The organism is Brevundimonas pishanensis (assembly GCF_022750635.1).
Taxonomy (GTDB): domain Bacteria; phylum Pseudomonadota; class Alphaproteobacteria; order Caulobacterales; family Caulobacteraceae; genus Brevundimonas; species Brevundimonas pishanensis.
Window position 1 is genome coordinate 612,261 of the sequence record NZ_JAJKBG010000001.1, and the last position, 25,339, is coordinate 637,599.

Consider the following 25,339-nt stretch of genomic DNA (forward strand, 5'->3'; position numbering starts at 1 on the left):
CATGCCTGTTTCGCGCCGCCCGCTGGAGTGGGTGTCGCCGCTGGTGATCGCCACGGCGCTGAAGGACGAGACCGATCCGCTGGCTCTGGTCGCAGGGGCCGATGATCCGGACCGCCACGGGGGACGATGGTCCTATGTGGCCATAGAGCCCTATCAGGTCGATGTGGTCGAACGGGCCGACGATGGCGCATTATTCGACGCGCTCCGTTCGGACAGGTGGTCGAATGGCCCCTGTGTGGGGCTGTTGTCCTATGACGCAGGTGCGCGCGTGGCGACGGGCGCGCGTGCGCCTATCTGGCCGGATCTGATACTGGCCCGCTATCGGGCATGGCTGGCGTTCGACCACGCAAAGCAGATCGTTTGGGCCTGTGGGTGGGGCGAGGACGAGGCCTCAGCCCAACAGACGTCCGATCACGCCGCGATGTGGCACAAGAGGCGGGCGCACGGGTATCTACCCGCGCCTCCGTCCGACCAGTTTACCCCCGAAGCCCCCGATCAGGATTATTGCGATGCCGTGGCCGATGTGGTCCGGCGCATCGGCGAGGGCGAGCTGTTTCAGGCCAACATCGCCCGCGCTTGGTCCGGCACGCTGCGGCCACAGACAGAGCCGTTCGATGTGTTCGCTCGTCTGGCCGGTCGGGGGGCGGCCTATGGGGCGTGCTGGCGCATCGGGGATCATGCAGTGGTGTCTAACTCGCCCGAGTTGTTCCTGTCCTTTGACCAGCAGCAGCGCCGCATCGAAGCCCGCCCGATCAAAGGCACGCGCCCGCGCTATGCCGATCCCGTCAGCGACCGCTCCGCCGCCGAGGACCTGTTAACCAGCGAAAAGGACCGCGCCGAAAACCTGATGATCGTCGATCTGATGCGCAACGATCTGGGCCGTGTTGCCGAGGTGGGTTCGGTGCGCGTCGATGATCTGTGGGGGCTGGAGAGCCATCCCACGGTCCACCACCTGACCTCGGTCGTGGTCGCCACCACCAGTCCGCAGGTCACGTGGCCCGATGTGTTGGAAGCGACCTTCCCCGCAGGCTCCATCACCGGCGCGCCAAAGCATCAGGCCATGAAGGTCATAGCCGCGCTGGAGCCACCGCGCGGCGCGTGGTGCGGCACGCTGTTTGCCAGCGGGCTTGGCGAGGCGGGAGTAACGTCGGCCTCTGTGCTGATCCGCTCCGCCTTCTTCCAGCGCTACGGCCAGGGCTGGCAGTGGCGCACTCTGGCGGGGGCGGGGATTACCGCCGACAGCGACCCTCAGGCCGAACTGGAAGAAACCGATGCCAAGATCAGGGCCTTGGCGGATGCCCTATGTCTTCGGACAGTCGGTGCAGCTGACTGAGGCCACCTCGCGCGGGCGCAGATAGAACTGGCGCTGGAAGGTGGTCACGCCCGACAGGAAGTCCGGGAATCCCGGAACGGCAATGTCGAAAGGCGAGTTATAGCGATAGATGGTCTCGGCATAGATGACGCTATCGGTCGCCTTTTCCAGCAAGCCGCTAGGGACGGTCATGACCGTGCCCGGCTTCAGGGGCGTCATGGTGCTGCCATAGCTCCACACGACCACATCCTGATTTTTGGCATTGCGCTGGATGCTGGTCACGCGCCCTTCCAGAGGGCCGGCCGAATAGGGGGCCATGATTAGCCCGCCCACCGCGAAATAGTCGGCCAGTTGCGATTGCGTCACCGTGCCGGACTGCGAGACGATATCGGCCATCATCGAGGCGGAGTGGTGCGCGCGCCGCTGCACCATAAAGGCCTGTGTGAACTCGATGACGCACAGGTAAATGATCAGGAACAGCGGCAGCAGCAGCGCGAATTCCACGGCAGCAGCGCCTTCGCGCGCTTCGACGAAACGGCTGACTGACTGGCGGATATGTTTAACGACCTTGCTCATCAGAACGGCTCGTTTCGGAAGGCTGTCGCGGCGTGCAGCAGATAATCTCCATTGGCCAGCTTGGTCATGGAATGGCCGAGGAGGGGCGAGATCACCGGCTGTTTGTACCAGACGCGCATCAGCATGAAGCTACGCGGGTCGCCGATGTTGAACTTCAGCGTTTCGGGCTTGAACTCGCCATTGTCGATCGGGGTGGAAATACCGGGGTTGGAGAAGGAGGCCACCGGCTGCAGGTCGATCTCGATGCGGTTCATACAGGCACCCTTGAAGACCGACATGCGGTCACAGACCTCCTGTTTGAACTCTTGTGCCGTAGCATTTTTGGAAATCTGGCCGGTACGCACCAAACGGCCGCTGTTGGCGACGGCCGATTCCAGAATAGTGTTCAGGGTCAGTACGACGGCGACTTCGAAGATCCCCAGCAGTAGCCCAAAGAATGGCAGAGCAACGAGCGCAAACTCTACGGCTGTTGCGCCCTCGCGGCGTGATCGGTTCTTTCGAACAAGAAACTTTCTCAACGCGTTTTCCCCGTTCAGTATTCGCGCGGTTGTCCGGCGGATTTGGCAGCAACCTCTGTCCGCGAGGCTTAGTCGATAAGTGTAAAGCAAACCCTGTAGGTGTGGGGGAATGGTCGGGCAGGGCAGTCCTTGGACGTCACCGGTGCCCATGAATAGGCGCATAAGGTGCCATATTTATATAAGGGCCTTCAAGCGGCGCGGATCGCAACAGAATATGCCGCACCCAAATCTGCCTTTTGTTTACAATCAGCTAACCATCATTTTCGCGCTCTAGGTGCCAGAACTTTACTCGCGTTTAAGGGATGGCGCGCATTTTGTCCGGCAATGGCTACACGCTTTTGCTGTGTGGCCAGTCGAGGCGGGGGAGCAAATCTGTTTCCTCCCGATAATAACCGAGAGAGGACTACACATGCGTAACCTGCTGAACCGTTTTGCTAAAGACGAGTCGGGTGCAACGGCAATCGAATACGGCCTTATCGCCGCTCTGATCGCTGTTGTTCTGATCGGTGCCCTGACTGCCGTCGGTGGCTCGCTGAAAGACAAGTTCCAGAACGTTTCTGACGAACTTGAAGCCGCACCTACGAAGTAAGACACGTCTCCACTTAGGTGTATTAGAGGGTCGGAGCCAAAAGCTCCGGCCCTTTTATTTTGGAGTTGCCGCAACCTTGGCTTAACCAAATTATGGCACTTACGGGGCCATGTTCTATGTCTTGAGCGCGCTACTGTTCGTTTTCCCGGCCTTGGTCATCCTGGGCGGCGTTTACGATCTGACTACGATGAAGATCCCCAACTGGATCTCCATTGCACTGGCGATCGCGTTTGTTCCGGTAGCTTTGTTGGTCCAGTTGCCGTGGCAGGACATTGCGCTCTCGCTGGGCATCGGTCTGGCGGCTCTGGTCATCGGTATCGCGCTTTTTGCATTCCGTATCCTCGGCGGCGGTGATGCCAAGCTTCTTTCAGCCTCGCTGATGTGGGTGGGAATGTCAGGGGCGCTGGGCTTTGTGCTGGTGACTGCAATCGCCGGAGGGGCGCTGTCCCTTTACCTGCTGGCCGCGCGCAAATGGTGGCCGATGATGCCGTGGACGGCTCCGAAATGGTTCACCCGGCTGATGGAGCCTAAAGGCGACATCCCGTACGGAATAGCAATTGCGGTCGGCGCTGTACTCGCTTTTCCGAATTCAGAGTTGTTGTTGAAGTTATCGTAACGAGTTTCTGTAGTAACATCGTTCTGGTGCGCTGCATGGTAAACAATATCTAAAGCCTTTGGGTAAGGTCGGCGTGGAGATTTACTGCATGTTGCCTGCCGGAGAACGTCGATGAAGCCTGCAAAAATTGCTGTAATCTGCGTTGCTGCACTGGCCGCTGTCGGTCTTGCGCTCGTAGTGCGGTCTATGGGGTCGCCCGGGGGCGACAAACCTACTGCGGCTGCGACCGCGCCGGTGGCCGCAACAACCAAGGTACTGGTTGCTGCCGTCGACCTGGCACCGGGTCATCAGCTGACAGCCGCCGATATGGTCTGGAAGGATTGGCCCGTGGCCGACCTGAATCCGGCCTTCGTCACCGACGGTTCGGTGCCGATCCCCGCCGCCGACACGCCGACCGCCGCCGCGGTCGAGTCCGAAAAAGGCAAGGAAGAGGGCACGGTCAGCAAGGTTGTTGATGCCGTCGTATCCCTGAACAGCCCGACCGCGATGGACGCCTTTGTCGGTGCCATCGTCCGTGACCAGATTTTGTCGGGTGAACCCATTCAGGCCCGCAAAGTCGTGCGGGCCGGCGAAAGCGGCTTCCTCGCGGCCTTCCTCGATCCGGGCATGCGCGCCATGAGCGTGCCGGTATCGGCCGACACTGCCGCCGGTGGCTTCATCCTGCCGGGCGACCGTGTGGACGTACTGTTGACCCGTGAAGTCGACCAGCAGGTCGGCGAAGACACTCGCAAGCGCACCGTCAGCGCAACCGTCCTGCAAAACCTCAAGGTTCTGGCCATAGACCAGGCCACCCAGGCTCCGACCGAAGACAAGTCGGTCGTTGGCACCACGGCCACGCTTGAAGTGAACAACAGAGATGCCGAGACGCTGGCACTGGCCCGCGCTCAGGGTGATCTGACGATCGTCCTACGCTCCTACGCCGATGCCGGTGGCCCGCGCGGCCTGATCCCGGGCGCTGTGCGCCGCGGCGAAAGCTTTGGCGGTGGTGCACGCACCTCGGCTCCGGTGACTGCAGCGGCCGGTAGTGCCGCTGGTAACGAACGCAGCGTCCGCATTTTCCGCGGTGACGCCGCTCCTGAAGTGGTGGTCCTGCAATGAGAGGTCTTGTGATGAAATCCACCCACAGCCGCCTCGGCGTCAGCCTCGCGGCCATGGCTGCTACCGGGCTCCTCGCCATGGCGATCCCTGTGCAGGCCCAGACGATCAGCCAGACCTCGGCAGGCTCGGCCACCGTTGTGTCCGGCTCGACGCCCCGCCGCATCAATCTGCCCAAGGGTTCGTCCTTTGCGGTCGATCTTCCGGCAGATGTCCGCGATATCGTGGTGACCAATCCGGCGGTCGCCAATGCCATGCTGCACACCCAGCGCCGCATCACCCTCGTGGGTCTGGCTCCGGGTGAAACCGACGCAGTGTTCGTCGGCAGCAACGGCCGCGTGATCCTGACGCTCAAGGTTCGCGTGGATGCGGGCGTTAACGCCCTGCAGGACGCCCTGACCCGCACCTTCCCCGGCTCGGATCTGCGTGTCGAGGCGGTAAACGAGAACTTCGTGCTCAGCGGTACCGCCACCAATATGGGCGATGCCGAGCGCGCCGCCCAACTGGCCCGTGCCCACGCCGGTGATCCGGCCAAGGTCGTCAACATGATCTCGATCAGCGGATCGGATCAGGTGACCCTGCGCGTGCGTGTGGTCGAGGTGCAGCGTAGCGCGATCAAACAACTGGGCTTCAACTCCCAGGCCCTGATCAACGGCAATGGCCGCCATCCGTTCGAGTTTGCAACGGGTGTGAACTTCTCGGTGAACTCGGGCCTGCAAGGCGGCCTTGCCGGTCGCTGGCAGCGCTTGCCCGATCCGGGCAGCGACCTGACGTCGGCGCAACTGGGTATCTCTGCCTTCGAGCGCGTCGGTCTGGCCCGTACTCTGGCCGAGCCGAACCTGACCTCGGTCAATGGTGAAGCCGCAAGCTTCCTCGCCGGTGGTGAATTCCCCATCCCGAAGAGCCGCGACCGCGATGGTCAGGTCACCGTGGAATACAAACCCTATGGTGTGGGCCTGTCCTTCCGTCCGGTGGTGCTGTCCGAGGGCCGCATCAATCTTCAGGTCAAGGTCGAGGTTTCCGAGCTGAACCCGTCGTCGGGTATCACCATCGGTGCCGGTACGCCGTCCGCCATCACCCTGCCGGGCCTGACGGTCCGCCGCAGCGATACGACGGTTGAAATCCCGTCGGGTGGCTCGATGATGATCGCAGGCCTGCTGCAGGAATCCACGCGTCAGGCTATCGACGCCCTGCCGGGTCTGACCAATGTGCCCGTTCTGGGTGCCCTGTTCCGCTCGCGCGACTATCTGATGGGCGAGACCGAACTGGTGGTGATCGTAGAGCCGTACATCGTCGGCCCGACCTCGCCGTCGCGCATGCAGACGCCGGCTGATGGCCTGCGAATGGCAACCGACGCCCAGACTATCTTCTTTGGCCAGCTGAACCAGGTCTATGGCTCTCCTGCACCGGGGGTCTCGACCTCTGGCTGGCAGGGCCCGGTCGGCTATGTGATCGAGTGACCCAGATGATGAACCGCTCCTTCTATGCCTGCCTGCTTGGCGGCGCTGCCCTCGCCCTCTCGGCTTGCGTCGGTCCGGACGCCAATCTGGATCGCGGCATGGGGCCGATGCCTCTGTCCCGCTATGTCCTTCAGGTCGAGCCGGATCAGGACCGCATTGCTCTTGCCGTGCACCAGAACGGCCTGTCGCTGAACCAGCGGCAAGCGATTATGGCTCTGGCCCAGCGCTATCGCGGCTCGAACCAGACCGGTCTTGTGATCCAGGTGCCCACCGACGGCGAGCAAATGGCCAACCAGACCGCCTCGCAAATCGCCAGCATGCTGGAAAACGTGGGCGTGCCCCGTGCGCAGATCTCGGTCGAAGGCTATCGCGCCCCGTCGGCCAATGCGCCGGTTCTTGCCGGTTTCACAACTATCCGCGCCGCAGTACCGCGTTGCGGTGCTGAGTGGGGCAATCTGGGTCGTACCGGAAACAACGATGGTGCTTCCAACTTTGGTTGCGCTGTGAACGCCAATCTGGCGGCGCAGATTTCTGACCCGAACGATATTGTGGCACCGCGTACCATGACCCCGCCGAGCGCCCAGCGTCGCACTGTTGTCTTTGAAGCCTACCGTCAAGGTCAGGTTACCTCGGCCCAGCGCGAACAATTGCTGAGTGAATCGCGCGTATCTGACGTCGTTGAGTAAAACATGAACAAGCGTCCCCCGGCAGTCGATCCCCTCGAGGATTTCGAGATCGACGATGACTTTCTGGAAACGATCTCCAGCCTTGCGGCTGAAGACAGCACGGGTGATGCCGCGTCTGATGACGTGACGGATGCCGGAGCACCTCCTGTGGCTCCGGCGACTCCGAACTTTATGGAAAGTGCCCTTAGCCGCACCGAAGCCGCGCTCTCCGCGGACGGCCCAGCGTCCTTGGTACCTCCTGACAAGACTGATCCTGTAGAGGCATCCGACATGTCTGCTTTGAAGTTCGCCGATCAAACGTTTGAGGCCGGAGCTGTCGCTGACGCGCCGGTGACGATCGAACTGGATGACATCGAGATCGTCGATGCGCCGGCGGCAGACGTTATCGAGTTGAAGCCGGACGTCCTCGACGAACCGATCGCTTCGGGTGGGGACTTTGCCTCGGCCGCACCGACCGAAGATATCCAAGCAGCCTCCAGCGGCTCGACCATGCCGGTTCTCGCGGGCGCAGCCGGTCTGGACTTTGATCCGGACACGGTCGACGTCTCGATCCCGCGCATCGCAGTCCATATCTTCGCCGAGCGTCAGGACACGCTGGCTGCCGCCGAGCGCGCAGCTCAGGACCGCCGCATGTCGCGTGCGACCACGCAGGTGCGCGTGGGTGGCATCGCCGCGGCTATTGAGACTTATCAGAACGAGCCTACCCCGCCGCTGATCCTGGTCGAGTGCATGAAGGATGCCCGCACCCTTCTGACCGAGATCGACCAACTGGCCGAGGTTTGCGACGCGGGCACCAAGGTTCTGGTCGTGGGCGCTGCCAACGACATCCTGCTTTATCGCGAGCTGATGCGCCGCGGCGTTAGTGAGTATCTGGTTGCTCCAATTCAGCCGCTCCAGCTCATTGCGGCCATTGGCGGTCTGTTCACTGATCCGGATCAGCCGTTTATCGGCCGCACCATTGCTTTCGTGGGCGCTCGCGGCGGCTCGGGCTCCTCCTCGGTCGCACACAACACCGCCTTCGCCATGAGCGAGCGCATCGGTGTGAACACGGTCATCGTGGACTACGACCTGCCGTTTGGCACCTCTGGTCTGAACTTCAATCAGGACCCGATTGGCGGGGTGGCGGATGCCCTCAGCCAGCCCCAGCGTCTGGACGCCACCTTGCTGGACCGGATGATGGTGCGTTGCACGGATCGTCTGAGCCTGTTTGCTGCACCGGCAACGCTGGACGCGGACTGGGACATCGACACCGAAGCTTTCGACGAGGTGACCAACCGCATCCGTAGCACGGCACCGTTTGTGGTGCTGGACCTGCCGCATCTGTGGTCGGGCTGGATGCGTTCGCAGCTGGTCTCGGCAGATGAAGTGGTGCTGGTAGCCACCCCTGATCTGGCATCGCTGCGCAACGCCAAGAACCTGATCGACCTGATCAAACAGGCGCGTCCGAACGATGCGCCACCGCGCGTCATACTCAATCAGGTAGGCATCCCCGGTCGTCCCGAGATTCCGGCCAAGGAATTCGGTCAGGCCCTCGGCATCCACCCGGCCCTGTCGATCCCGTTCGATGCCAAGGTCTTCGGATCAGCTGCGAATAACGGCCAGATGATTCTGGATAGTGCGGCCAAGACCAAGGCTGCAGAAGCCTTTGAAACTCTGGCCCAAATCGTGTCTCAGCGTCAGCTTCCGGCGGCTCCGGCACACCCGCGTAAGACTTCGTCAGGCCTCGCAGGTCTGTTCAAGAGGCGTTGATAGATGTTCGGCAAACGGCAATCCACGGGCAAGCCCGGTCTGGGTCCTATTGAACCCGCAGAAGTCCTGCCTGTGCTGGATGAGCCGGTTGTGGACGAACCCGCGCCTGCACGACCGACCAAAAGCGTCTTTGCGAACCTTGACGGCTTTGGCCTAGAGGATCTGGAAGAAGTCTCGTCTGCCCCTGCTGCTGAGAAACGTGCAGGCCCGCGCAAGACGGCCGGTCTTGAGCAGATCAAAAAGGCGCAGGCCGTCACCGAGATCGTCCGCGAGCAGAGCGACTATTATCACGCCACGAAGACCACCATCTTCAATGCGCTGATGAACACCATTGACCTGTCCCAACTGGCCCAGTTGGACCAGAAGGCCGCACAGGAAGAGATCCGCGACATTGTCGCCGAACTAGTGGCGATCAAGAACGTCTCCATGTCGGTGGCCGAGCAGGAGCATCTGGTTCAGGACATCGTCAACGATGTGCTGGGCTATGGTCCGCTTGAGCCTCTGCTGGCTCGTGACGACATCGCCGACATCATGGTCAACGGTGCCAACCGCGTCTTTATCGAAGTCGGCGGTAAGGTCCAGCTGACCAACGTCCGCTTCCGCGACAACACCCAACTGATGAACATCTGTCAGCGGATCGTGTCGCAGGTCGGCCGCCGCGTCGATGAAAGCTCTCCAATCTGCGACGCCCGTCTTCCGGACGGATCGCGTGTGAACGTGATCGCCCCGCCGCTGGCGATCGATGGTCCGACCCTGACCATTCGTAAGTTCAAAAAAGACAAGCTGACCATGCGCGATCTGGTGGAGTTCGGCTCCATCAGTTCAGACGGGGCGCGCGTTCTCGGCGTCATCGGTGCCTCGCGCTGTAACGTGCTGATCTCAGGCGGTACAGGTTCGGGCAAGACCACCTTGCTCAATACGATGACCGCCTTCATCGACCCGACAGAGCGCGTTATCACCTGTGAAGACGCCGCCGAACTGCAGCTTCAACAGCCGCACGTGGTGCGTCTGGAAACCCGTCCGCCGAACCTTGAGGGTCAGGGCCAGATCAGCATGCGCGATCTGGTGAAGAACTGTCTGCGTATGCGTCCTGAACGCATCATCGTCGGCGAAGTCCGTGGCCCCGAGGCCTTTGACCTGCTGCAAGCCATGAACACCGGCCACGACGGCTCGATGGGTACGCTGCACGCCAACAGCCCGCGTGAAGCCATCAGCCGTATGGAATCGATGATCACCATGGGGGGCTATGGCCTGCCGTCCAAGACCATCCGCGAAATGATCGTCGGCTCGATCGACATCATCATTCAGGCCGCGCGTCTACGCGACGGTTCGCGCCGCATCACCCACGTGACCGAAGTCGTGGGTCTCGAAGGCGATGTGATCGTGACGCAGGATCTGTTTGTCTACGATATCACCGGCGAAGACGCCGCAGGCCGCGTGAGTGGTCGTCACCGTTCCACCGGTATCGCCCGTCCCCGCTTCTGGGACCGCGCACGCTATTATGGCCTCGAGCGCGAACTGGCTGATGCTCTGGACGCAGCGGAGTAACAGACCATGATGATGGCTCTGGCAGCCCTATTGGCCTTCATCACCATCGCGGGGCTCGGTTGGGTCTTCGTTGGCGGTGACAGCAGCGCGACCGACGGTGTGCGCCGCGCCAAGGCACTCGCGGCGTCGCGACCGGCACAATCCAACCAGGGCCGCCGCAATGCACAGGCTCCGGTCACGCCTGAAGCCCGTCGCAAGCAGATCCTCACACAGTTGCAGGACGCAGAGCGCCGCGACCGCAAGGCCCGTGTGAGCCTGGGTGCGCGCATTCGTCAGGCCGGCCTCAATATCTCGCTGCGGACCTATCTGCTGGTCAGCCTGGGCCTTGCGGTCGTGGGCTTCATCATCCCGCTGGTACTGGGCCTGAATATCTTCATGTGCCTTGGCGTGATGATCGTGTTCGGCCTTGGCTTGCCGCGCTTCTATCTGGGCTTCCTGGCCAAGCGCCGGATCAAGAAATTCTCGGCGGCATTCGCCGATGCGGTCGACATTCTGGTGCGCGGTATCAAGACCGGTCTGCCGGTCAACGACTGCTTCAAGATCATTGCACGCGAAAGCCCCCAGCCGCTGGGCGGCGAATTCCAGCGCATGCTGGAAGGCTTGGGCGTCGGTATGTCCCTGCCCGAGGCGCTGGACCGTATGTATGACCGGATGCCTACGCCTGAGCTGAAATTCTTCTGCATCGTGATTGCGATCCAGCAAAAGACGGGTGGTAACTTGGCCGAAGCCCTGACGAACCTGACCTCGGTTCTGCGCGCACGTCGTCTCATGCGCGAGAAGATCAAGGCCATGTCGTCCGAAGCGGTCGCTTCGGCCCTTATCATCGGCGCGCTACCGCCGCTGGTTATGACCATGGTTATGGTCACCAGCCCCAGCTACATGATGACGATGTTCACCGATATCCGTGGCCAGTTTATGCTGTTGGTAGCAGCATGCTGGATGGGCATCGGCATCTTCGCCATGAAGCGTATGATCAACTTCAAGTTCTGATCGGGGACGCGACGTGGAAGCCTTTATCCGTTTCATCACCACGCCGGAAAACCTGCTCTCGGTAGGTGTGGCTATCGCCGTGTTCGCATCGCTGTTCACCCTGTTGACCAGCTTTGGCGGCGGTCAGGACCTTGAAAAGCGTATCAAGCACGTCGCCGACCGCCGTGAGGATCTGCGCCGTCGTTCTCGCTCGGCCATGCAGGGCGGCACCACGCCCACTCTGCGCCAGAGCGACGAGGGCTTTAAGAAGCGCGTCGTTGACCGGCTGAACCTGATGACCCTGCTCGAAGACCCAAAGGTCAACGAGAAGATCATGCAGGCCGGTTTCCGTGGTCAAAGCCCGATCACGACCTTCTACTTCTTCCGCCTGATCATGCCGTTCGTGCTGATGGTCGTTGCGGCTTTCTACATATTCGCGCTGACGCACTTCGACATTCCGCTGATGACCAAGATCGCGATTGTGGCTGTGGCGTTTGCCATCGGCTTCTATGCGCCGAACATCTACCTGTCGAACCGCATCCAGAAGCGCCGCCAGAAGATCATCGAGGCCTTCCCCGATGCGCTGGACCTGCTGCTGATCTGCGTGGAATCCGGCATGTCGATCGAGGCTGCCATCCAGAAGGTCAGTCAGGAAATCGGCACCCAGTCGCTGGAACTGGCCGAGGAACTCAGCCTGATGTCGGCCGAGCTGTCGTATCTGCCGGATCGCCGCATGGCCTATGATAATCTGGCGCGCCGTACCCAACATCCGGGGATCAAGTCGGTGGCCACGGCTATGACGCAGGCGGAAACCTACGGCACGCCGCTCAGTACCGCGCTTCGCACCATGGCCAAGGAAAACCGCGAGCTTCGTCTGGCCGCAGCGGAAAAGAAAGCCGCCGCTCTGCCAGCTCAGCTTACCGTGCCGATGATCATCTTCTTCTTGCCGGTGCTGTTCGTGGTCATCTTGGGACCGGCGATCATCAGTATCATCGACATGATGGCAAGCGGCGGCTGATAGCCGACAGGGTCGAGGCGGGCTTTAAGCCTCGACCGCTTCTTTCAGGCGCTCGCCGATCTGCTCCATAGCCTGACGCAGTTTGGCGCGATGCTTGTCGTGGAACATCTCGCCGCGAAGTCCGGCGAACATGATCCCCATGGTCACGATGGTCGCGCCCTTCTCGACCTCGTCCAGAATGATGAAGCGCGACGAGTTCGACAGGAAGCCACGCTTGTCATTGATGACCAGCTTGCCCACCGGCACCCAGTCAACCACGACGGCCTGCGCCTGACGCGCAGGGATATCGGGATAGGCTTCCTGATAACGGATGACTGCGCCCTGACGGATCGCGCCCTCTACATTCTGTTCGTAGGGGTTCCAGTGCTGCCAGCGTTCAAGGTCGCCGATAAGCTCCCAGATGCGCTCTGCCGATGCGCGAATGCCGATACGGGTTTCGATACGCGTGCTGTCCATATCCTGCCTCTGACATGAGCGCGATCAGGTGAAAAGGGGCAAAGCCCGCCGGACGATGAAATCGCAGCCCGCAATCGGGATCAAGCGCGGCAGTTGGGCGTTTAATTCGCATATCCCCTAACGCCGTGAGGCAGACCGTATATGAGCAAGATTCCTGTCGATCTCCCGCCGGAAACCTATCCGGTCACCCAGAGAAGGGCGGCACGCAAGGGCGGCAATGTGGTGCTGTTTGTTGGCGTGTTCGCAGCGGCGTTCGCCTTAATCTGGATGCTGCTGGAAATTTTCTAGGCCGCGCGCGTCTGTGCCGCTATTGGGCAGGCAAACGAAAGGTCTCTCCAATGATCCAACGCATCCAGTCCGACGCCCGCATGAGCCAGGCTGTCGTCCACAACGGCGTCGTCTATCTGGCAGGTCAGGTTGGCGAGCCGGGCGACGACGTCGTTACCCAGACCCGCACCGCGCTGGCCGAAATCGACGCCTTGCTCGCAGAAGCAGGGACCGACAAGTCGAAGATTCTAACGGCAACCATCTGGCTGGCCGACATCGCTGATTTCGACAAGATGAACAGTGTCTGGGACGCGTGGGTGGATCAAGCCAATCCGCCGGCGCGCGCGACGGGTGAATCCAGACTGGCCGCGCCCGAGTATCTGGTCGAAGTCATCGTCACGGCAGCGGTGTAATGGACGATAAATCCGAACTCGAGCGTTTCCGCGCTGCGCGGGTCACGGCGCTATACCGGCTCGATCTGATCGAGAAAGGCGCGCAGATCCATTATGATGACGGCACGCCCGTAGATATGGCATCCGAAGCCAGCCGCCTGAAGGATCAGGTCGCGGACATGGATCGCCGCATCCGTAATCTGGAAGACAAGATCAAGCGCCAGTCCATGAACTGACGCGAGAGCGTATTATGGCGTGGCGGTCACAGCGGGGCCGCCCGTCGCACTGGCCGTCGTCGTTGCGGCCACAGGCTTGGACGGTGCCACCTGGACGTGGCCCCGCGCCGTAGGCACAGCCGCATTGCCACGGTCCATCAGGATGGGCGTGAGAGCGAAAACAGCCACTAGCGCCCCGACGATCAGAGCGATGATCGCGACTGCCACTGTCATCATGGTATTGCGACGGCGACGTCGGTTAATCCCGACCGGTACCTTGCGCACGATGATGTAGGGGCGACCGTCAAAGGCTTCAGAGCCAATGATATTATGTTGGGACAAACTGAACGCTCCCGAGCCAGACAGTAATCGGCTTAAGACTCCTGATCGGTAAGGCCAAACAATGTCCGTGAAATGATCGTCCTATGTCACCCGCGCGTTTGGCCCGAAATCTTCGGGCCAATCGCGCATCAGTGACAAGGTTACAGGCTCAGGTTAACCGTGCGGCCATTACGGATCTGAACCTGCTGCATGATCACCGTAACAGGGCCCGAACCGGCGCGGACCGGCGCAATCACGTACCAGCGACCGTCCGGCAGGCCGTCGAAGCTGAAGCTGTTGTTCTCGCACGTTGTCGAGCGGACGTACTCGCGATAGTCCTCGTTCGGGTCCGACACAGTGCGCGCGCGAACCACATCGGCGGGCAGCTGCGCGCGGGCGGTCGATCCGTACAAGGTGCGGAAACGCGCATCGGTGAACGGGGTCGACGGGGTCAAGCCGACCGAGCCAACGCATGCGAAGGCGACATTGTCCTGCGACGAGGCGATCTTGCCGTCGATGCCGCCCTGGCCAGCGCCAGCGGACCAAGCGAAATCAGCCTTGTTGAAAGCACCCGAGGCCGTGGCGACCGGCACCGACGATGTCGGCATCGACGAACACGCCGCCAAAGATCCGGCCCCTGCCAGAGCGGCCAGTGCAAGAGCGGGGCGGATGGCGGAGATGAGCTTAATCGACATTCGAACCTCGTTAGATGGGGGCCTTCAGGCATGGCCCCTAAGGTGACGCAGTGTCAAGCTTGTCCACGGACGGGGTGTGGTCCACAAGTGTCAAAACGTCCGCAAACCATAATGGCTGCCGCAAAGCTCGGCGGACAAATGAGGAAACCCCCGTTCCAGTCATGACTGTAACTTTCGAAGATATCCGCGCCGCCCAACAGCGCATCGCCGGTCAGGTTGATCGCACGCCTGTGCGCCACTCGCGCCGCCTGTCGCAACTGACAGGGGCCGACATCTGGATCAAATACGACAACCTGCATTTCACCGGATCGTTCAAGGAGCGCGGCGCGCTGAACCGCCTGCTGCAACTGACGCCCGAAGAGAAAAAGCGGGGTGTCGTTGCTGCCTCGGCAGGCAACCACGCACAGGCTCTGGCCTATCATGGCGGGCGTCTTGGCGTGCCTGTCACCATCGTCATGCCCGAGGGCACACCCTTTGTGAAGGTCGACGGCACGCGCGCGCACGGTGCCAATGTGGTGATCCACGGCCTGGACTTTTCAGGCTCGACCGAAGAGGCCAAGCGGCTTCAACTCGAGCATGGCTATGTCTTTGTTTCGGCCTTCGACGACGAGGGCATCGTTGCCGGGCAGGGGGTCTGCGGTCTCGAGTTTGTCGAGGATGCGCCCGATCTGGACGCCCTGATCATCCCCATCGGCGGCGGCGGTCTGATTGCAGGCAGTGCGATTGCGGCAAAAGGCCTCAAGCCGGACATCAAGATTTTCGGCGTCGAGGCTGCGCGATACCCGTCTTTCACGGCCCGTCGTCGCGGCGAGCCCCCCGTCTGCACGGGCCAGACCATCGCCGAGGGCATCGCCATCAAAGCCGTGGGCGAGATTCCGTTCGCCTTGTGCAACGATCTGGTCGACGAAATCTTTGTCTGTGAAGAAGCCGACTTTGAAAAAGGCGTGGCCTTGCTGGCGACGCTGGAAAAGACGGTCGCAGAGGGCGCGGGCGCAGGTGGTCTGGCCGCCATTCTGGCTAATCCCGAACGCTTCAAAGGCATGAAGATCGGCATCGAGCTGACGGGCGGCAATATCGATGCCCGCATGTTGGCCGTAGTGCTGAACCGCGAGATGGTGCGCGAAAAGCGCCTGATCGTTTACCGCATTCTGGGCGATGACCGTCCGGGAATGCTGTCGGCGATGGCTGCCGTCATCGGGGGGCTTGGCGGCAACATCATTGATGTGGTTCACAACCGCCTTGCACTGGACGTGCCGGCCAAGGGGGCGGAGTTCGACATCATGGTCGAGACCCGCGATGCCCGACACGCCGAAGACATTGGACAAGCCTTGAAGGACAAGGGTTATGAACTTCGCATGGGCTAAGCCCGCTACTGTCGTTGCGGCCATTGCAGCGCTGGCTCTGGGGGCTTCGGCCTGTGGTCGGAGCGAACGTGCCCCGTCGATTGATGACGAGGCCGCCATCAAGGCCGCGCAGGAATTCCTGATCGAAAATGGTACGAAGGACGGTGTCAAAACCCTCCCGTCAGGTCTTCAGTACAAGGTCATCGCTTCGGGACCCGCCACTGGCGTCCAGCCCGACAGCAATGATCTGGTGCGGGTGCACTATGAAGGGACGCTGACCGACGGGACGGTGTTCGACTCCTCGTTCGATCGCGGCACGCCCGCCATTTTCGCGCCGGAACAGGTCGTGCCGGGCTGGACCGAGGCCCTGCAATTGATGCGGCCGGGCGACGAGTGGTTCCTCTATGTTCCGCCCGCGCTTGGATATGGCGAAAGCCAGGCGGGTCCGATCCCGCCGCACTCTGTGCTGGTGTTCCGCTTGAAGGTGCTGGACGTGGCACCTGTTCCGGGCGGTCACAAAGGTGGACCCGCCGTTAACGGCTAAGGCTTTACGCCTCCCATTCGCTCCTGACCGAAGCCTCGCTCTCGGTCGGGAGCTTTTCTTTTTTCGCCGTCTCGAAGTTCTGGGGCGAGAGCTGTTTCAATGCCCACACCGCCGTTGCGCGCACGACCGCGTCCGGGTCATCCAGCAGTCCCTCGACCGGAGCAATCAAGTCTGCGTCGTTCGAGTTGCCAGCAGCGTGCAAGACGTTGCGGATAAAACGATTGCGTCCGATCCGTTTCACCGGCGACTTTGTGAACAGGGCGCGGAACGCCGCATCATCCAATAAAAGTAGATCGGCAAGCTTGGGCGACACCAACGCCTCGCGTGCCTGCAGGCGGGTTTCCTGCGCGGTCTGTGCGAACTTGTTCCACGGACAGGCGGCCAGACAGTCGTCGCAACCATAGATGCGGTTGCCCGTCATCGAGCGAAACTCGCGGGGCCATACCCCGCCATACTCGATGGTCAAATAGGACAGACAGCGCCGCGCATCCAGCTGGAACGGGGCGGGAAAGGCCTTGGTCGGACAGGCGTCCAGACAGGCGCGGCATGATCCGCAGTACTGAACCTCGGCCTTGTCCGCTTCGATCTTGGCGGTGGTCAGGATGGTGCCGATGAAGAACCAGCTTCCCAATTCACGGCTGAGAAGGTTGGTGTGCTTGCCTTGCCAGCCCATGCCAGAACGCTCGGCCAGAGGCTTTTCCATCAGGGGGGCGGTGTCGACAAACACCTTGACCTCTTCGCCCAGCCGTGCGGCGATTTGGCCCGCCAGTATCTTGAGGCGGCCCTTGATGACCTCGTGATAGTCATCACCGCGGGCATAGACGGAAATATAGCCGTTTGCAGCCTCGTCCAGTTCAGGGCGCGGGTCATGATCGGGTCCATAGTTCATGCCCAGCACAATGGCTGTCTCCGCACCCTCCCACATGCCATTGGGATGGCTGCGGCGCTCCAGCGTGGTTTCCATCCACGCCATCTCGCCATGATAGTCGGACTCTACGAAGGACTTTAGCCGCTCGCCCGCCAGCCACGGGTCGCGTACGTCCGCAAAGCGGCAAACGCTGAAGCCCAGTTCAGCGGCGCGCTTACGAATAAAGTCTCTGGGGTCGGCAGCCATCTGCGCCCTCTACGCCGTTGGAGGCCTAGAAGTCGAGGTCCGTGTACCAGCCTGCCGGAGATACGCCGGGCAGTCGGTCTGACAAGAGCGTACGGAAACAGGGCCGCGACTTGATCTTGGAATACCAGACCTTGAGCGACGGCACGACGCCCCACGGCATCTCGCCGAAGTAGTCGAGAACCGACAAATGTCCCGCCGCGACGATATCGGCCTGACTGATCCGGCGACCCGCAAGCCAGTCGCGCGCGGCGGCCAGTTCTTCCAGCATCACCAGATGGTGCTTCAGAGCCTCGCGGCCCTCGCGCAGTTGGCGGGCATCGGGAGAGCCCAGACGGAGCAGGGGCTTCTCGACACGTTCGTGCAGAAGAATGGAGTCTACGTCGTCCGAGAAACGCCGGCTGAACCACGTCACCAGACGGCGCGCCTCGGCGCGTTCGGCAACATCGCTGGACAGCAGGACTTCACCTTTTCCGCGATCCTCGATCCAGCCGAGGATGGCATCCAGTTCGCACAGATTTATCGAACGGCCCCGCTCGATAATGTTCAGAACGGGCGGCATCCCCGAGGGATTGAGCTCGAACAGGGGGCAGTTTTCATCCCACGGACGCACCAGTTCCTCGCTCCATTCAATCTTGGCTTCACCCAGCGCCAAGCGCGCCGCGCGGGAGGCGGGGTGAAAAGCGAAATGGTACAGGACGGCAGGGGATGACATTGCGCCCACTCAAAGCACGCTGCCCGTTAAGAGTACGTTTACCGCAAATGGATCGCGACGTTTTTCCTTAACCCCAAGGGCCGGAAGATGCATCGCCGGGTGACGGCGCGTGCAGGTCCGTGGCGTGACCCGCGGGAACCGGATGGGGATCGGCGTGAATGATGATGTCGGCGTTGGGAAAACGCTCCAGCACCCGCTTCTCTGCCGCCACCACGATGTCGTGGGCATCCACAAGACTAAGGGATGCATCCAGATCGACGTGCATCTGCACCATCAGGGTCGCGCCTGCGATACGTGTGCGAAGTTGGTGAACGTTGGACACGCGGGGATCAGCCAGTACCGCGCTGACGACCGCATTGCGATCCTCGTCGGGGGCGGCGGCATCCAGCAGGTGGCTGGACGCAGTCTTGGCCAAGCCGATGGCACCCCAGCCGAGCCACACCGCAACAACCAGACCTGCGGCCGCATCCAGTCCTGGTGCCTTGAGCACAGCACCGGAGATCACGCCGATCAGCACCACGGCGTTCGCGGCCAGATCTGCAGCATAGTGGGCGCGGTCACCTTCGACGGCGACCGAGCCGGACGCCTTCAATGCGCGGCCCTGTTGCCAGATCAGCCATGCGGTCAGTGCCATGGAGATCACCATGACGCTGATGGCCCAACTGCCCCCGTTCACGGCGACAGGATTGAAGATACGGCGCACGGCCTCCAGTCCGATAAAGACCGCCGAGGCTGCGACGAGGCCGGATTGCACCAGCGCCGCCAGACTTTCCGCCTTGCCGTGACCATAGCGGTGCTCGGCATCAGGCTCGGCGGCGGCCCAGCGTACCGCGAAGAAGGTGGCCAGCGATGCGACGAGGTCCAGCGCGGAATCCGTCAGGCTGGCCATGATGGACACCGATCCCGACGCGCCATAGGCGAACGCCTTGATAAGAACCAGAATGATGGCGACGCCAACACTCAAAGTCGTGATGCGCTTGTTGATGGCGGCGGTGTCTGTAGCAGCGGTGGTCATATTCACCTTGTCGCGCAAAAGGTGTGTTTCGCCAATGGCGGCAAAGGCCGCAGAGGGCTAAGACTATCGCCTGAACCGGCTTGGCCGCCATGGGGCCGAGCCTGATTACTGTGAGGAACTATGGCCGATTGGCTGATTGCGATCCTGATGGGGATTGTCGAGGGCTTGACGGAATTCATCCCGGTGTCGTCGACCGGACACCTGCTGCTGCTGGGCCATTTCCTGGGCTTTGAAAGCACGGGCAAGACGTTCGAAATCGTGATCCAGCTGGGTGCCCTCCTCGCGATCATCAGCATCTATTTCAAACGCCTGATCTATCTCGCTACCCGCTGGCCGGTTGATGCCGAGGCGCGTCGCTTCCTCATCGGTCTGCTGGTGGCGTTTATTCCTGCGGTGATCATCGGTTTCGCAGCCTATGACTTCATCAAACAGGTCTTGTTCGAGACGCCGCTGGTCATCTGTGTGGCGCTGATTGTCGGGGGCTTCCTGCTGCTCTGGCTGGACCGCATCAAGAAGGTGCCGGTCTATCTGGATGCCGACAAATACCCGCTGCGGGTCTATTTGCTGATCGGCTTGTTCCAGTGTCTGGCCATGATCCCCGGGGTCTCGCGCTCGGGGGCGACTATTGCCGGTGGGCTTTTGCTGGGAACCGACAAGCGTTCGGCCGCCGAATTCAGCTTCTTCCTTGCCCTGCCGACCATGGGCTCGGCGGTGTTTTGGGACCTGCTTCAGAACCGTGCCAATCTGAACTTTGACGACATCGGACTGATCGTCATCGGCTTTGTGTCAGCTTTCCTTGCGGGTCTGGCAGTCGTGAAATTCCTGCTCGACTTCGTCTCCAAGCGCGGCTTCGGTCCGTTCGCATGGTGGCGCATTATCGCTGGCGTCGCCGGCCTGATCGGACTTGCGGTCACCGGCGGCTTCTAAAGCAGCAAAAGAAAAGGGGCTCCGTCGGGAGCCCCTTTTTTGTGGTTGGTCTTGGTCGCGGATCAGGCCGTAACGGCGGCGTACTGACCGCCATCGCGGTAGCGCCACAGATAGCCTTCGGCGATAGCCTTCATGCCGGTGGGCTCGATGCCCAGATCGGCGAAGCCCTTGGCACCTTCGGCAACCACGTTGTCGGTGCCCAGCATCTTGACCTGATCGACGGTCAGGGCCGGGGTCAGACCGATGGCCGCAGGGATCTGTGCCAACGAGGCAATCGCCTTGGCGGCAATAGTCGGCAGGGCAACGGCCATACGGCTGCGGCCGGTCTCGGCCAGCACGTAATCGATGATTTCCTTCATCGTCCAGACGGTCGGGCCGCCCAGTTCGAAGGTTTCGCCGGAAAAGCGGGTGTCTACGGTGGCGCGGGCGATGGCCTCGGCCACGTCCATGACGTGCACCGGCTGCAGGCGGCTGTTGCCTTCGACCACGGGCATGACGGGCATGCGCGAGGCCATATTGCCGAAGCGGTTCAGGAACTGGTCTTCCGAGCCGAAGATCACCGACGGGCGAACCACGATGGCACCGGGGAAGGCTGCGCGAACAGCTTGTTCGGCTTCGCCCTTGGTGCGGGCATAGGCGGCGTCGCTGTTAGCGTCTGCGCCAAGAGCCGACATCTGAACCAGTTGCTTCACGCCGGCTGCGGCGGCAGCCTCGGCAATGTTGCGCGAACCGTCGACGTGCAGGGCGTCGAATTTGCGGCCACCCGTCTCGTACAGAATGCCCACCAGATTAATGGCGGCATCGGCACCTTGAAGAGCCGCGACGACGTCTTCCTTCTTGGTGATGTCGCAGAGGGTCAGTTGCACCTGACCGACATCGCCAGCCATACGCAGTTCATGAGCCAGCGCAGGCTTGCGCACAGCAATGCGGATACGCCAGCCGCGACGGGCCATGGCACGCGCGACCTGAGCGCCAACAAAGCCCGAGCCTCCGAAGATGGTCACCAGACCGGGGGCAAGTTCAGCCATTATTTGCGTGCTCCAAACACCAGACCGCATGCGCCCCTTGGCGCACGCGATGAAATCTACGTCGGGGGCTTAACCGATGCGAGCCGCGCCCGCAACAAACTGGGGCTTCAAGGCCCGTTTGAAGACTTTAATCGAATGCATGCCGCACCTTGCTCCTGCACAGCCGTGGCTTGTGCGACACGCCATTCAGGATTGTGCACTCTGGCGGAACGAAAGTTGCTCGCAGCCACTAATGGTTCACACGAATTATGGCAGGAAATGGTTCACTCAGGTCCTGTTCATTTTGTCTGTTCTTTCCTGTCTCCATCCCCCTACGGGTTTGAAAGGGTTTCAAGATGATCGCGGCGCTGGCCTTGCTGGTTATGGCAGGGGCAAATCCTATTCCGCAGCCCGCCGTAAAGCCGGTGGCCGCATTGGTGCGCGTGCGTCGTCAGGCTGTGCCGACTGAAATGGTGCAGTCCATACCCGTGACCCTGCATCAGCCAACGGTCTGCGCCGCCCATATGGAACTCCTGCTGGAGAAGCTGTCGGCGCGCGATGAAGAGCCGGATGCCTCGTTCCTCATGGTTCAGGAATACTGGCAAGAGCGCCTTCCCGACCCGGACGGTCCGGGGGCCATTTCTGACGATCTGTTTGCCCGCATCAAAGAGCGGTTGGACGCAACCGCCACCAATGACGCCCAGACCTATCTCGCAAGCCTTCAGGAATGCGTGGTCGCCGCAGCCCGCAGCGGCGCGCTGCAATAGGGCTTGATTATCTTCCCATAACGAAAAGGGCCGCCCTCCTGATGGAAGGCGGCCCTCTTTCGTTTAGCGCCAGTCCTTATGGACGGCCCACCACCGCGTCGACGGAGTTGGTCGTCACCGGATGGTACAGCGGACGCGACTTGGCATAGATGCGGCGTGCGATCGGTTGACCCCAGTCGCCCTGTGCCCACAAGGTGTTGAACAGGGGCAGGACGAATTTGCGGCGACCCACGCTGGTGAGGAATTTATCCGCAGTCGCCACCGACGGCTCATAGCGGTGCGCCAATGCGACTTGCAGCCACGCGAACAGCACCTCGGAGTTGCCCACCGCGTTCAGATCCAGCGTGCGGTCCAGATCGGCGAGTTGCGCTTGGGTGAGCCAGGACTTGGCACCGTCGGTCGGACGCCACGACAGGAAGTGCTGGCGCTGCTGGGTATTCCAGTTGGCCCACGGAATGGCCGAGGCCGGTCCCTTGGCCACATAGAAAGCCTGCGCCGCCTGATCGACGACGGTAAAGGCGTTCGATACCGGAGCGACGGCGTTGGACGGCAGACCCGGTTGATGGATCCACTGTTCCATCATCAGGGCGCGTTCCAGTTGCGCGTCACCCTTCACCAGATGGGTGCGGATGTCCTCGAGGAAGCGGTCCGTGGTCATCGGCCGCCAAGCATTGCGCTCGAAATAGCCGCGCATCCAGACGTCGAACTTCTCGCGCCCGACGATGCGCTCGATCGTGCGCAGGAAGGCCGCCCCCTTGTCGTAGGCGATAGTGTTCATGCCCTCGTCAGGGTCACGCCCTTCGAGCTCCAGCTTCAGGCGGGTGTTTGCCGGATCAAGCGTCACCAGTTCTTCCTGAAGGCCGGTCCATGCCAGAACCTGTTCCTGAACCGCAGCGTCATGGCCGTAGATCGACTCCATGATGCGGTTTTCGAAATAGGAGGTGAAGCCTTCGTTCAGCCAGAAATCGTCCCACGTGGCATTGGTCACGAGGTTGCCCGACCAGCTGTGCGCCAGTTCGTGCGCGACCAGCGACACCAGCGAACGGTCCCCCGCGATGATGGTCGGCGTGGCGAACGTCATCATCGGGTTTTCCATACCGCCAAACGGGAAGCTGGGCGGCAGGACCAGCAGGTCATAGCGGCCCCACTGATACGGGCCATAGAGCGCCTCGGCGGCGTCGACCATTTCGGCCGTGGGTTCCAACTCATGGTGCGAGGCGGCCAAGCGGCTCGGCTCGGTCCAGACGCCGGTGCGTTCGTCAAACGCCTTGAACTCGATGTCGCCGATGGCGAGCGCGATCAGGTAGGGCGGGATCGGCTTGTCGAGGGCGAAGCTGAACGCTTGCGTACCTTGGTCGATGGCTTCGTCGGTCCGTGTGCGGTCTTCGGCAGACATGACCGCACGCAGGCCCTCCGGCACCACAATGCGGGCGCTGTAGGTCTGACGGATGCCAGGGCTGTCCTGCGTCGGAATCCAGGTGCGGGTCAGGATCGCCTGACCCTGGCTGAACAGATAGGGCTTCTTGCCGCCTGCGGTCTGCTGCGGAGACAGCCATTGCAGGGCCGAGGCATCGGGACGGGTGGCATATTCGATCGAGATATCGATCTGGTTCGCAGCCATAGCCTGAGGAATGGTGATGATCAGAGGCTGACCCTTGATCGGATCGGACGCGCCAAGCGTAAAGGGCATGGCCGCACCGCTGGAACCGTTGCGAACCGACTTGATGTCGAGGTTCTTGGCATCCAGCACGACTTCGCGTGCGCCCTGCTGGAGGGCGACCACCAGATTGGCGTAGCCGCTGAGGGTCTTTGCCTCGAAATCAGCCGTCAGGTTCAGATCGACGTGCTTGACGGCGGCTTCGTTGGGGCGCGCATAGGAGTGGGTGTCGGTGACATAAGCCTGCGCCGCTCTATCAGACACAGCCATACCCGCCATGGCCGCCGCCACGGTGGCTTCAGCCGAAGAGAAAGCGGCGGGAACGCCGATACGGTTGGATTGCATTGGCGACGATACCTCGCCTGCAGATGCGGAAGAGGTGGACGTGGCGCAGGCACCAAGGCTGAAGGATAGTGCGGTTACGAGGGCAAGGGCGGACGCCTTGCCTGCCAGACGGAAGTTCATCGGCAGCTCCTGAATTCAGATGCTGCCGAAGTGCCCCCGTTCTGGCGAAAAGATCAAGTTACAGCGTGGTGAGATGAATGGCGGGCTTTGAACAGTTTGCCCTTCTCCGCCCACAGCACCAGCACAAGGCCAACAAGCGACAGGGCTGCAAAACCCACCGTCAGCGGCACGGTGGTGCCGTCAAAGCTCTGGCCGATGGCAAAGCCCAGCAAGGCACCGATAATTGTCGAGATAAAGCCCTGAACTGACGAGGCGGTCCCTGCGATATGGCCCATCGGCTCCATCGCCATCGAGCCGAAATTACCGGCGACCAGACCGAAGCAGAACATCTTGCAGCCTTGCAGGATGGAGAAGGTCCAAATGTTGTCGAGACCGGCCAGAGAGATACCGGCGTGCACAAGGCTGAAGAAGATGAAGCCCATCAGCGCCGAGTGGGAAATCAGGCGCGAGCCCAACTTTTCCACCAGCTGCGAGTTCAGCAGCGACGAGACGGCAATCCCGCAGGCCACCAGCGCAAAGACGGTAGTGAACAGTTCGGGTGCCTTGAACACGTCAAAGAAGATTTGCTGCGACGAGTTGATGAAGCCGAACAGACCGCCAATGATGAAGGTCATAGCCAGCGTATATCCCATGGCCTGACGGTTGGTCAGGGCCTGACGGAATGCCTGGGCAATCGGGGCCAGACGGATTTCGCGACGGTCTTCTGGGTGCAGGGTCTCGGGCAGGCGAAGGCCGGCCCAGATCATGAACGTCCCGCCAAACAGAGCGAAGATCCAGAAAATCCACTGCCACGGTCCCACCAGCAGGACCAACTGCCCCACGGTCGGCGCAAGGATTGGCACGCCCAGAAACACCAGGAAGCTCAGTGACATGACGCGGGCCATGGTGCGGCCCTCATAACGGTCGCGAACGATTGAAACGGCCAGAACGCGGGTTGCAGCCACACCCATGCCCATGCCGATGCGGGCCAGCAGCAGCAGCGTAAAGCTGTGCGAGAAGGCTGCGACAACGGAGAAGGCCACATAAATGCCGATACCGATCAGCAGCACAGGCTTGCGGCCAAAGCGATCCGACAGTGGGCCATACGCCAGTTGGGTCACCCCGAAGCCCAACAGATAGGCGGTGATGATCCACTGGCGGCTGTTTTCGTTTGTGACACCCAAATCAGCGCCGATGGCAGGCAGCGCCGGCAGCATGGCATCAATAGCCAGCGCATTCAGCGCCATCATGATGGCGATCAAACAGACGAACTCGGCAAAGCCGGGGCCTTTGGCGGGCGTAGGGGAAGTGGATGTCATGCCTTGCT

Annotated in this window: 28 protein-coding genes; 17 read left to right on the plus strand and 11 right to left on the minus strand. The window is 61.5% G+C overall.

Going from position 1 to position 25,339, the window contains the following annotated elements; translation table 11 throughout:
• Position 1 precedes the first annotated feature (1 nt).
• On the plus strand, positions 2-1,333 hold the full coding sequence (locus tag LOX95_RS02960) for an anthranilate synthase component I family protein (RefSeq protein WP_242912923.1): 1,332 nt from the start codon (positions 2-4) through the stop codon (positions 1,331-1,333).
• Here the strand turns inward: LOX95_RS02960 and LOX95_RS02965 are convergent.
• Both LOX95_RS02965 and LOX95_RS02970 read right to left on the minus strand, forming a co-directional pair.
• Positions 1,301-1,888, minus strand: a complete 588-nt coding sequence (locus tag LOX95_RS02965) for a TadE/TadG family type IV pilus assembly protein (protein ID WP_242912927.1) — start codon at positions 1,886-1,888, stop codon at positions 1,301-1,303. The two genes, LOX95_RS02960 and LOX95_RS02965, sit on opposite strands and share 33 nt — an antisense overlap.
• A complete protein-coding gene (locus LOX95_RS02970; RefSeq protein WP_242912929.1) occupies positions 1,888-2,406 on the minus strand; it encodes a TadE/TadG family type IV pilus assembly protein in 519 nt (172 codons plus the stop codon). The genes LOX95_RS02965 and LOX95_RS02970 overlap by 1 nt, the downstream gene beginning before the upstream one ends.
• Before the next feature lie 409 nt (positions 2,407-2,815).
• Here LOX95_RS02970 and LOX95_RS02975 point away from each other — a divergent pair, with 409 nt between their 5' ends.
• The 9 genes from LOX95_RS02975 (at position 2,816) to LOX95_RS03015 (ending at position 12,136) form a co-directional block, all read left to right on the plus strand.
• The gene (locus LOX95_RS02975; RefSeq protein WP_242912931.1) at positions 2,816-2,995 is read left to right on the plus strand and encodes a Flp family type IVb pilin; all 180 of its coding nucleotides are present in this window, start codon (positions 2,816-2,818) and stop codon (positions 2,993-2,995) included.
• Between the two features lie 109 nt (positions 2,996-3,104).
• Positions 3,105-3,611, plus strand: coding sequence for an A24 family peptidase (locus LOX95_RS02980; RefSeq protein ID WP_242912933.1), 507 nt, complete (start codon positions 3,105-3,107; stop codon positions 3,609-3,611).
• 111 nt (positions 3,612-3,722) lie between these two features.
• The gene (gene cpaB / locus LOX95_RS02985) at positions 3,723-4,709 is read left to right on the plus strand and encodes a Flp pilus assembly protein CpaB (protein WP_242912934.1); all 987 of its coding nucleotides are present in this window, start codon (positions 3,723-3,725) and stop codon (positions 4,707-4,709) included.
• Between the two features lie 11 nt (positions 4,710-4,720).
• Complete coding sequence (locus LOX95_RS02990; protein ID WP_242912936.1) at positions 4,721-6,166, plus strand: type II and III secretion system protein family protein; 1,446 nt, start codon at positions 4,721-4,723, stop codon at positions 6,164-6,166.
• Between the two features lie 5 nt (positions 6,167-6,171).
• Positions 6,172-6,852 carry a CpaD family pilus assembly protein gene (locus LOX95_RS02995; RefSeq protein ID WP_242912938.1) on the plus strand — a complete coding sequence of 227 codons (681 nt, stop codon included), beginning with the start codon at positions 6,172-6,174 and terminating at the stop codon, positions 6,850-6,852.
• A 3-nt stretch (positions 6,853-6,855) separates the two neighbouring features.
• Entirely contained in the window at positions 6,856-8,601 is a 1,746-nt protein-coding gene (locus tag LOX95_RS03000; protein ID WP_242912939.1) for a CpaE/TadZ family protein, read from the plus strand.
• 3 nt (positions 8,602-8,604) lie between these two features.
• Positions 8,605-10,149: a TadA family conjugal transfer-associated ATPase gene (locus tag LOX95_RS03005; RefSeq protein WP_242912941.1), complete on the plus strand. Its 1,545-nt coding sequence runs from the start codon at positions 8,605-8,607 to the stop codon at positions 10,147-10,149.
• Positions 10,150-10,155: 6 nt separating this feature from the next.
• Entirely contained in the window at positions 10,156-11,139 is a 984-nt protein-coding gene (locus LOX95_RS03010) for a type II secretion system F family protein (RefSeq protein WP_242912942.1), read from the plus strand.
• Positions 11,140-11,152: 13 nt separating this feature from the next.
• Positions 11,153-12,136, plus strand: a complete 984-nt coding sequence (locus tag LOX95_RS03015; protein WP_242912943.1) for a type II secretion system F family protein — start codon at positions 11,153-11,155, stop codon at positions 12,134-12,136.
• Between the two features lie 24 nt (positions 12,137-12,160).
• Here the strand turns inward: LOX95_RS03015 and LOX95_RS03020 are convergent, their stop codons facing one another.
• Positions 12,161-12,592: an SRPBCC domain-containing protein gene (locus tag LOX95_RS03020; RefSeq protein ID WP_242912944.1), complete on the minus strand. Its 432-nt coding sequence runs from the start codon at positions 12,590-12,592 to the stop codon at positions 12,161-12,163.
• Positions 12,593-12,733: 141 nt separating this feature from the next.
• Between LOX95_RS03020 and LOX95_RS03025 the strand changes: the two genes are divergently transcribed.
• From LOX95_RS03025 to LOX95_RS03035, 3 genes are read left to right on the plus strand one after another with little or no spacing between them, the layout of a single operon-like run.
• Complete coding sequence (locus LOX95_RS03025) at positions 12,734-12,880, plus strand: hypothetical protein (RefSeq protein ID WP_242912945.1); 147 nt, start codon at positions 12,734-12,736, stop codon at positions 12,878-12,880.
• 50 nt (positions 12,881-12,930) lie between these two features.
• Positions 12,931-13,272 (plus strand): RidA family protein, encoded by a 342-nt coding sequence (locus tag LOX95_RS03030; protein ID WP_242912946.1) that lies wholly within the window; start codon positions 12,931-12,933, stop codon positions 13,270-13,272.
• On the plus strand, positions 13,272-13,487 hold the full coding sequence (locus LOX95_RS03035; protein ID WP_242912947.1) for a hypothetical protein: 216 nt from the start codon (positions 13,272-13,274) through the stop codon (positions 13,485-13,487). Before LOX95_RS03030 ends, LOX95_RS03035 begins: the two co-directional genes overlap by 1 nt.
• Positions 13,488-13,499: 12 nt before the next feature.
• Here the strand turns inward: LOX95_RS03035 and LOX95_RS03040 are convergent, their stop codons facing one another.
• Both LOX95_RS03040 and LOX95_RS03045 read right to left on the minus strand, forming a co-directional pair.
• Positions 13,500-13,808 carry a hypothetical protein gene (locus tag LOX95_RS03040; RefSeq protein ID WP_242912949.1) on the minus strand — a complete coding sequence of 103 codons (309 nt, stop codon included), beginning with the start codon at positions 13,806-13,808 and terminating at the stop codon, positions 13,500-13,502.
• Positions 13,809-13,948: 140 nt separating this feature from the next.
• Positions 13,949-14,482, minus strand: a complete 534-nt coding sequence (locus LOX95_RS03045; RefSeq protein WP_242912954.1) for a hypothetical protein — start codon at positions 14,480-14,482, stop codon at positions 13,949-13,951.
• Between the two features lie 161 nt (positions 14,483-14,643).
• On the opposite strand from LOX95_RS03045, the gene LOX95_RS03050 reads away from it, so the two are divergent.
• Together LOX95_RS03050 and bamJ are read left to right on the plus strand one after the other, a co-directional pair.
• The gene (locus tag LOX95_RS03050) at positions 14,644-15,846 is read left to right on the plus strand and encodes a threonine ammonia-lyase (protein WP_242912955.1); all 1,203 of its coding nucleotides are present in this window, start codon (positions 14,644-14,646) and stop codon (positions 15,844-15,846) included.
• On the plus strand, positions 15,827-16,369 hold the full coding sequence (gene bamJ, locus LOX95_RS03055; RefSeq protein ID WP_242912957.1) for a BamJ family beta-barrel-assembly machinery protein: 543 nt from the start codon (positions 15,827-15,829) through the stop codon (positions 16,367-16,369). The genes LOX95_RS03050 and bamJ overlap by 20 nt, the downstream gene beginning before the upstream one ends.
• 4 nt (positions 16,370-16,373) lie before the next feature.
• On the opposite strand, the gene queG is transcribed toward bamJ, so the two are convergent.
• The 3 genes from queG to LOX95_RS03070 all read right to left on the minus strand — a co-directional run bounded on the left by queG (position 16,374) and on the right by LOX95_RS03070 (position 19,210).
• Positions 16,374-17,483: a tRNA epoxyqueuosine(34) reductase QueG gene (queG, locus tag LOX95_RS03060; RefSeq protein WP_242912959.1), complete on the minus strand. Its 1,110-nt coding sequence runs from the start codon at positions 17,481-17,483 to the stop codon at positions 16,374-16,376.
• Between the two features lie 25 nt (positions 17,484-17,508).
• Entirely contained in the window at positions 17,509-18,195 is a 687-nt protein-coding gene (gene fzlA, locus LOX95_RS03065; protein ID WP_242912960.1) for an FtsZ-binding protein FzlA, read from the minus strand.
• 67 nt (positions 18,196-18,262) lie between these two features.
• Positions 18,263-19,210 (minus strand): cation diffusion facilitator family transporter, encoded by a 948-nt coding sequence (locus tag LOX95_RS03070; RefSeq protein WP_242912962.1) that lies wholly within the window; start codon positions 19,208-19,210, stop codon positions 18,263-18,265.
• Positions 19,211-19,330: 120 nt separating this feature from the next.
• Here LOX95_RS03070 and LOX95_RS03075 point away from each other — a divergent pair, with 120 nt between their 5' ends.
• Complete coding sequence (locus LOX95_RS03075; protein ID WP_242912963.1) at positions 19,331-20,137, plus strand: undecaprenyl-diphosphate phosphatase; 807 nt, start codon at positions 19,331-19,333, stop codon at positions 20,135-20,137.
• Positions 20,138-20,199: 62 nt separating this feature from the next.
• On the opposite strand, the gene LOX95_RS03080 is transcribed toward LOX95_RS03075, so the two are convergent.
• Positions 20,200-21,165, minus strand: coding sequence for a complex I NDUFA9 subunit family protein (locus tag LOX95_RS03080; RefSeq protein WP_242912965.1), 966 nt, complete (start codon positions 21,163-21,165; stop codon positions 20,200-20,202).
• 335 nt (positions 21,166-21,500) lie between these two features.
• On the opposite strand from LOX95_RS03080, the gene LOX95_RS03085 reads away from it, so the two are divergent.
• Positions 21,501-21,911 (plus strand): hypothetical protein, encoded by a 411-nt coding sequence (locus LOX95_RS03085; protein ID WP_242912967.1) that lies wholly within the window; start codon positions 21,501-21,503, stop codon positions 21,909-21,911.
• A gap of 76 nt (positions 21,912-21,987) precedes the next feature.
• Here the strand turns inward: LOX95_RS03085 and LOX95_RS03090 are convergent, their stop codons facing one another.
• Together LOX95_RS03090 and LOX95_RS03095 are read right to left on the minus strand one after the other, a co-directional pair.
• On the minus strand, positions 21,988-24,033 hold the full coding sequence (locus LOX95_RS03090; RefSeq protein WP_242912969.1) for a M1 family metallopeptidase: 2,046 nt from the start codon (positions 24,031-24,033) through the stop codon (positions 21,988-21,990).
• A 53-nt stretch (positions 24,034-24,086) separates the two neighbouring features.
• Entirely contained in the window at positions 24,087-25,331 is a 1,245-nt protein-coding gene (locus LOX95_RS03095) for a multidrug effflux MFS transporter (protein WP_242912970.1), read from the minus strand.
• Positions 25,332-25,339: the final 8 nt, after the last annotated feature.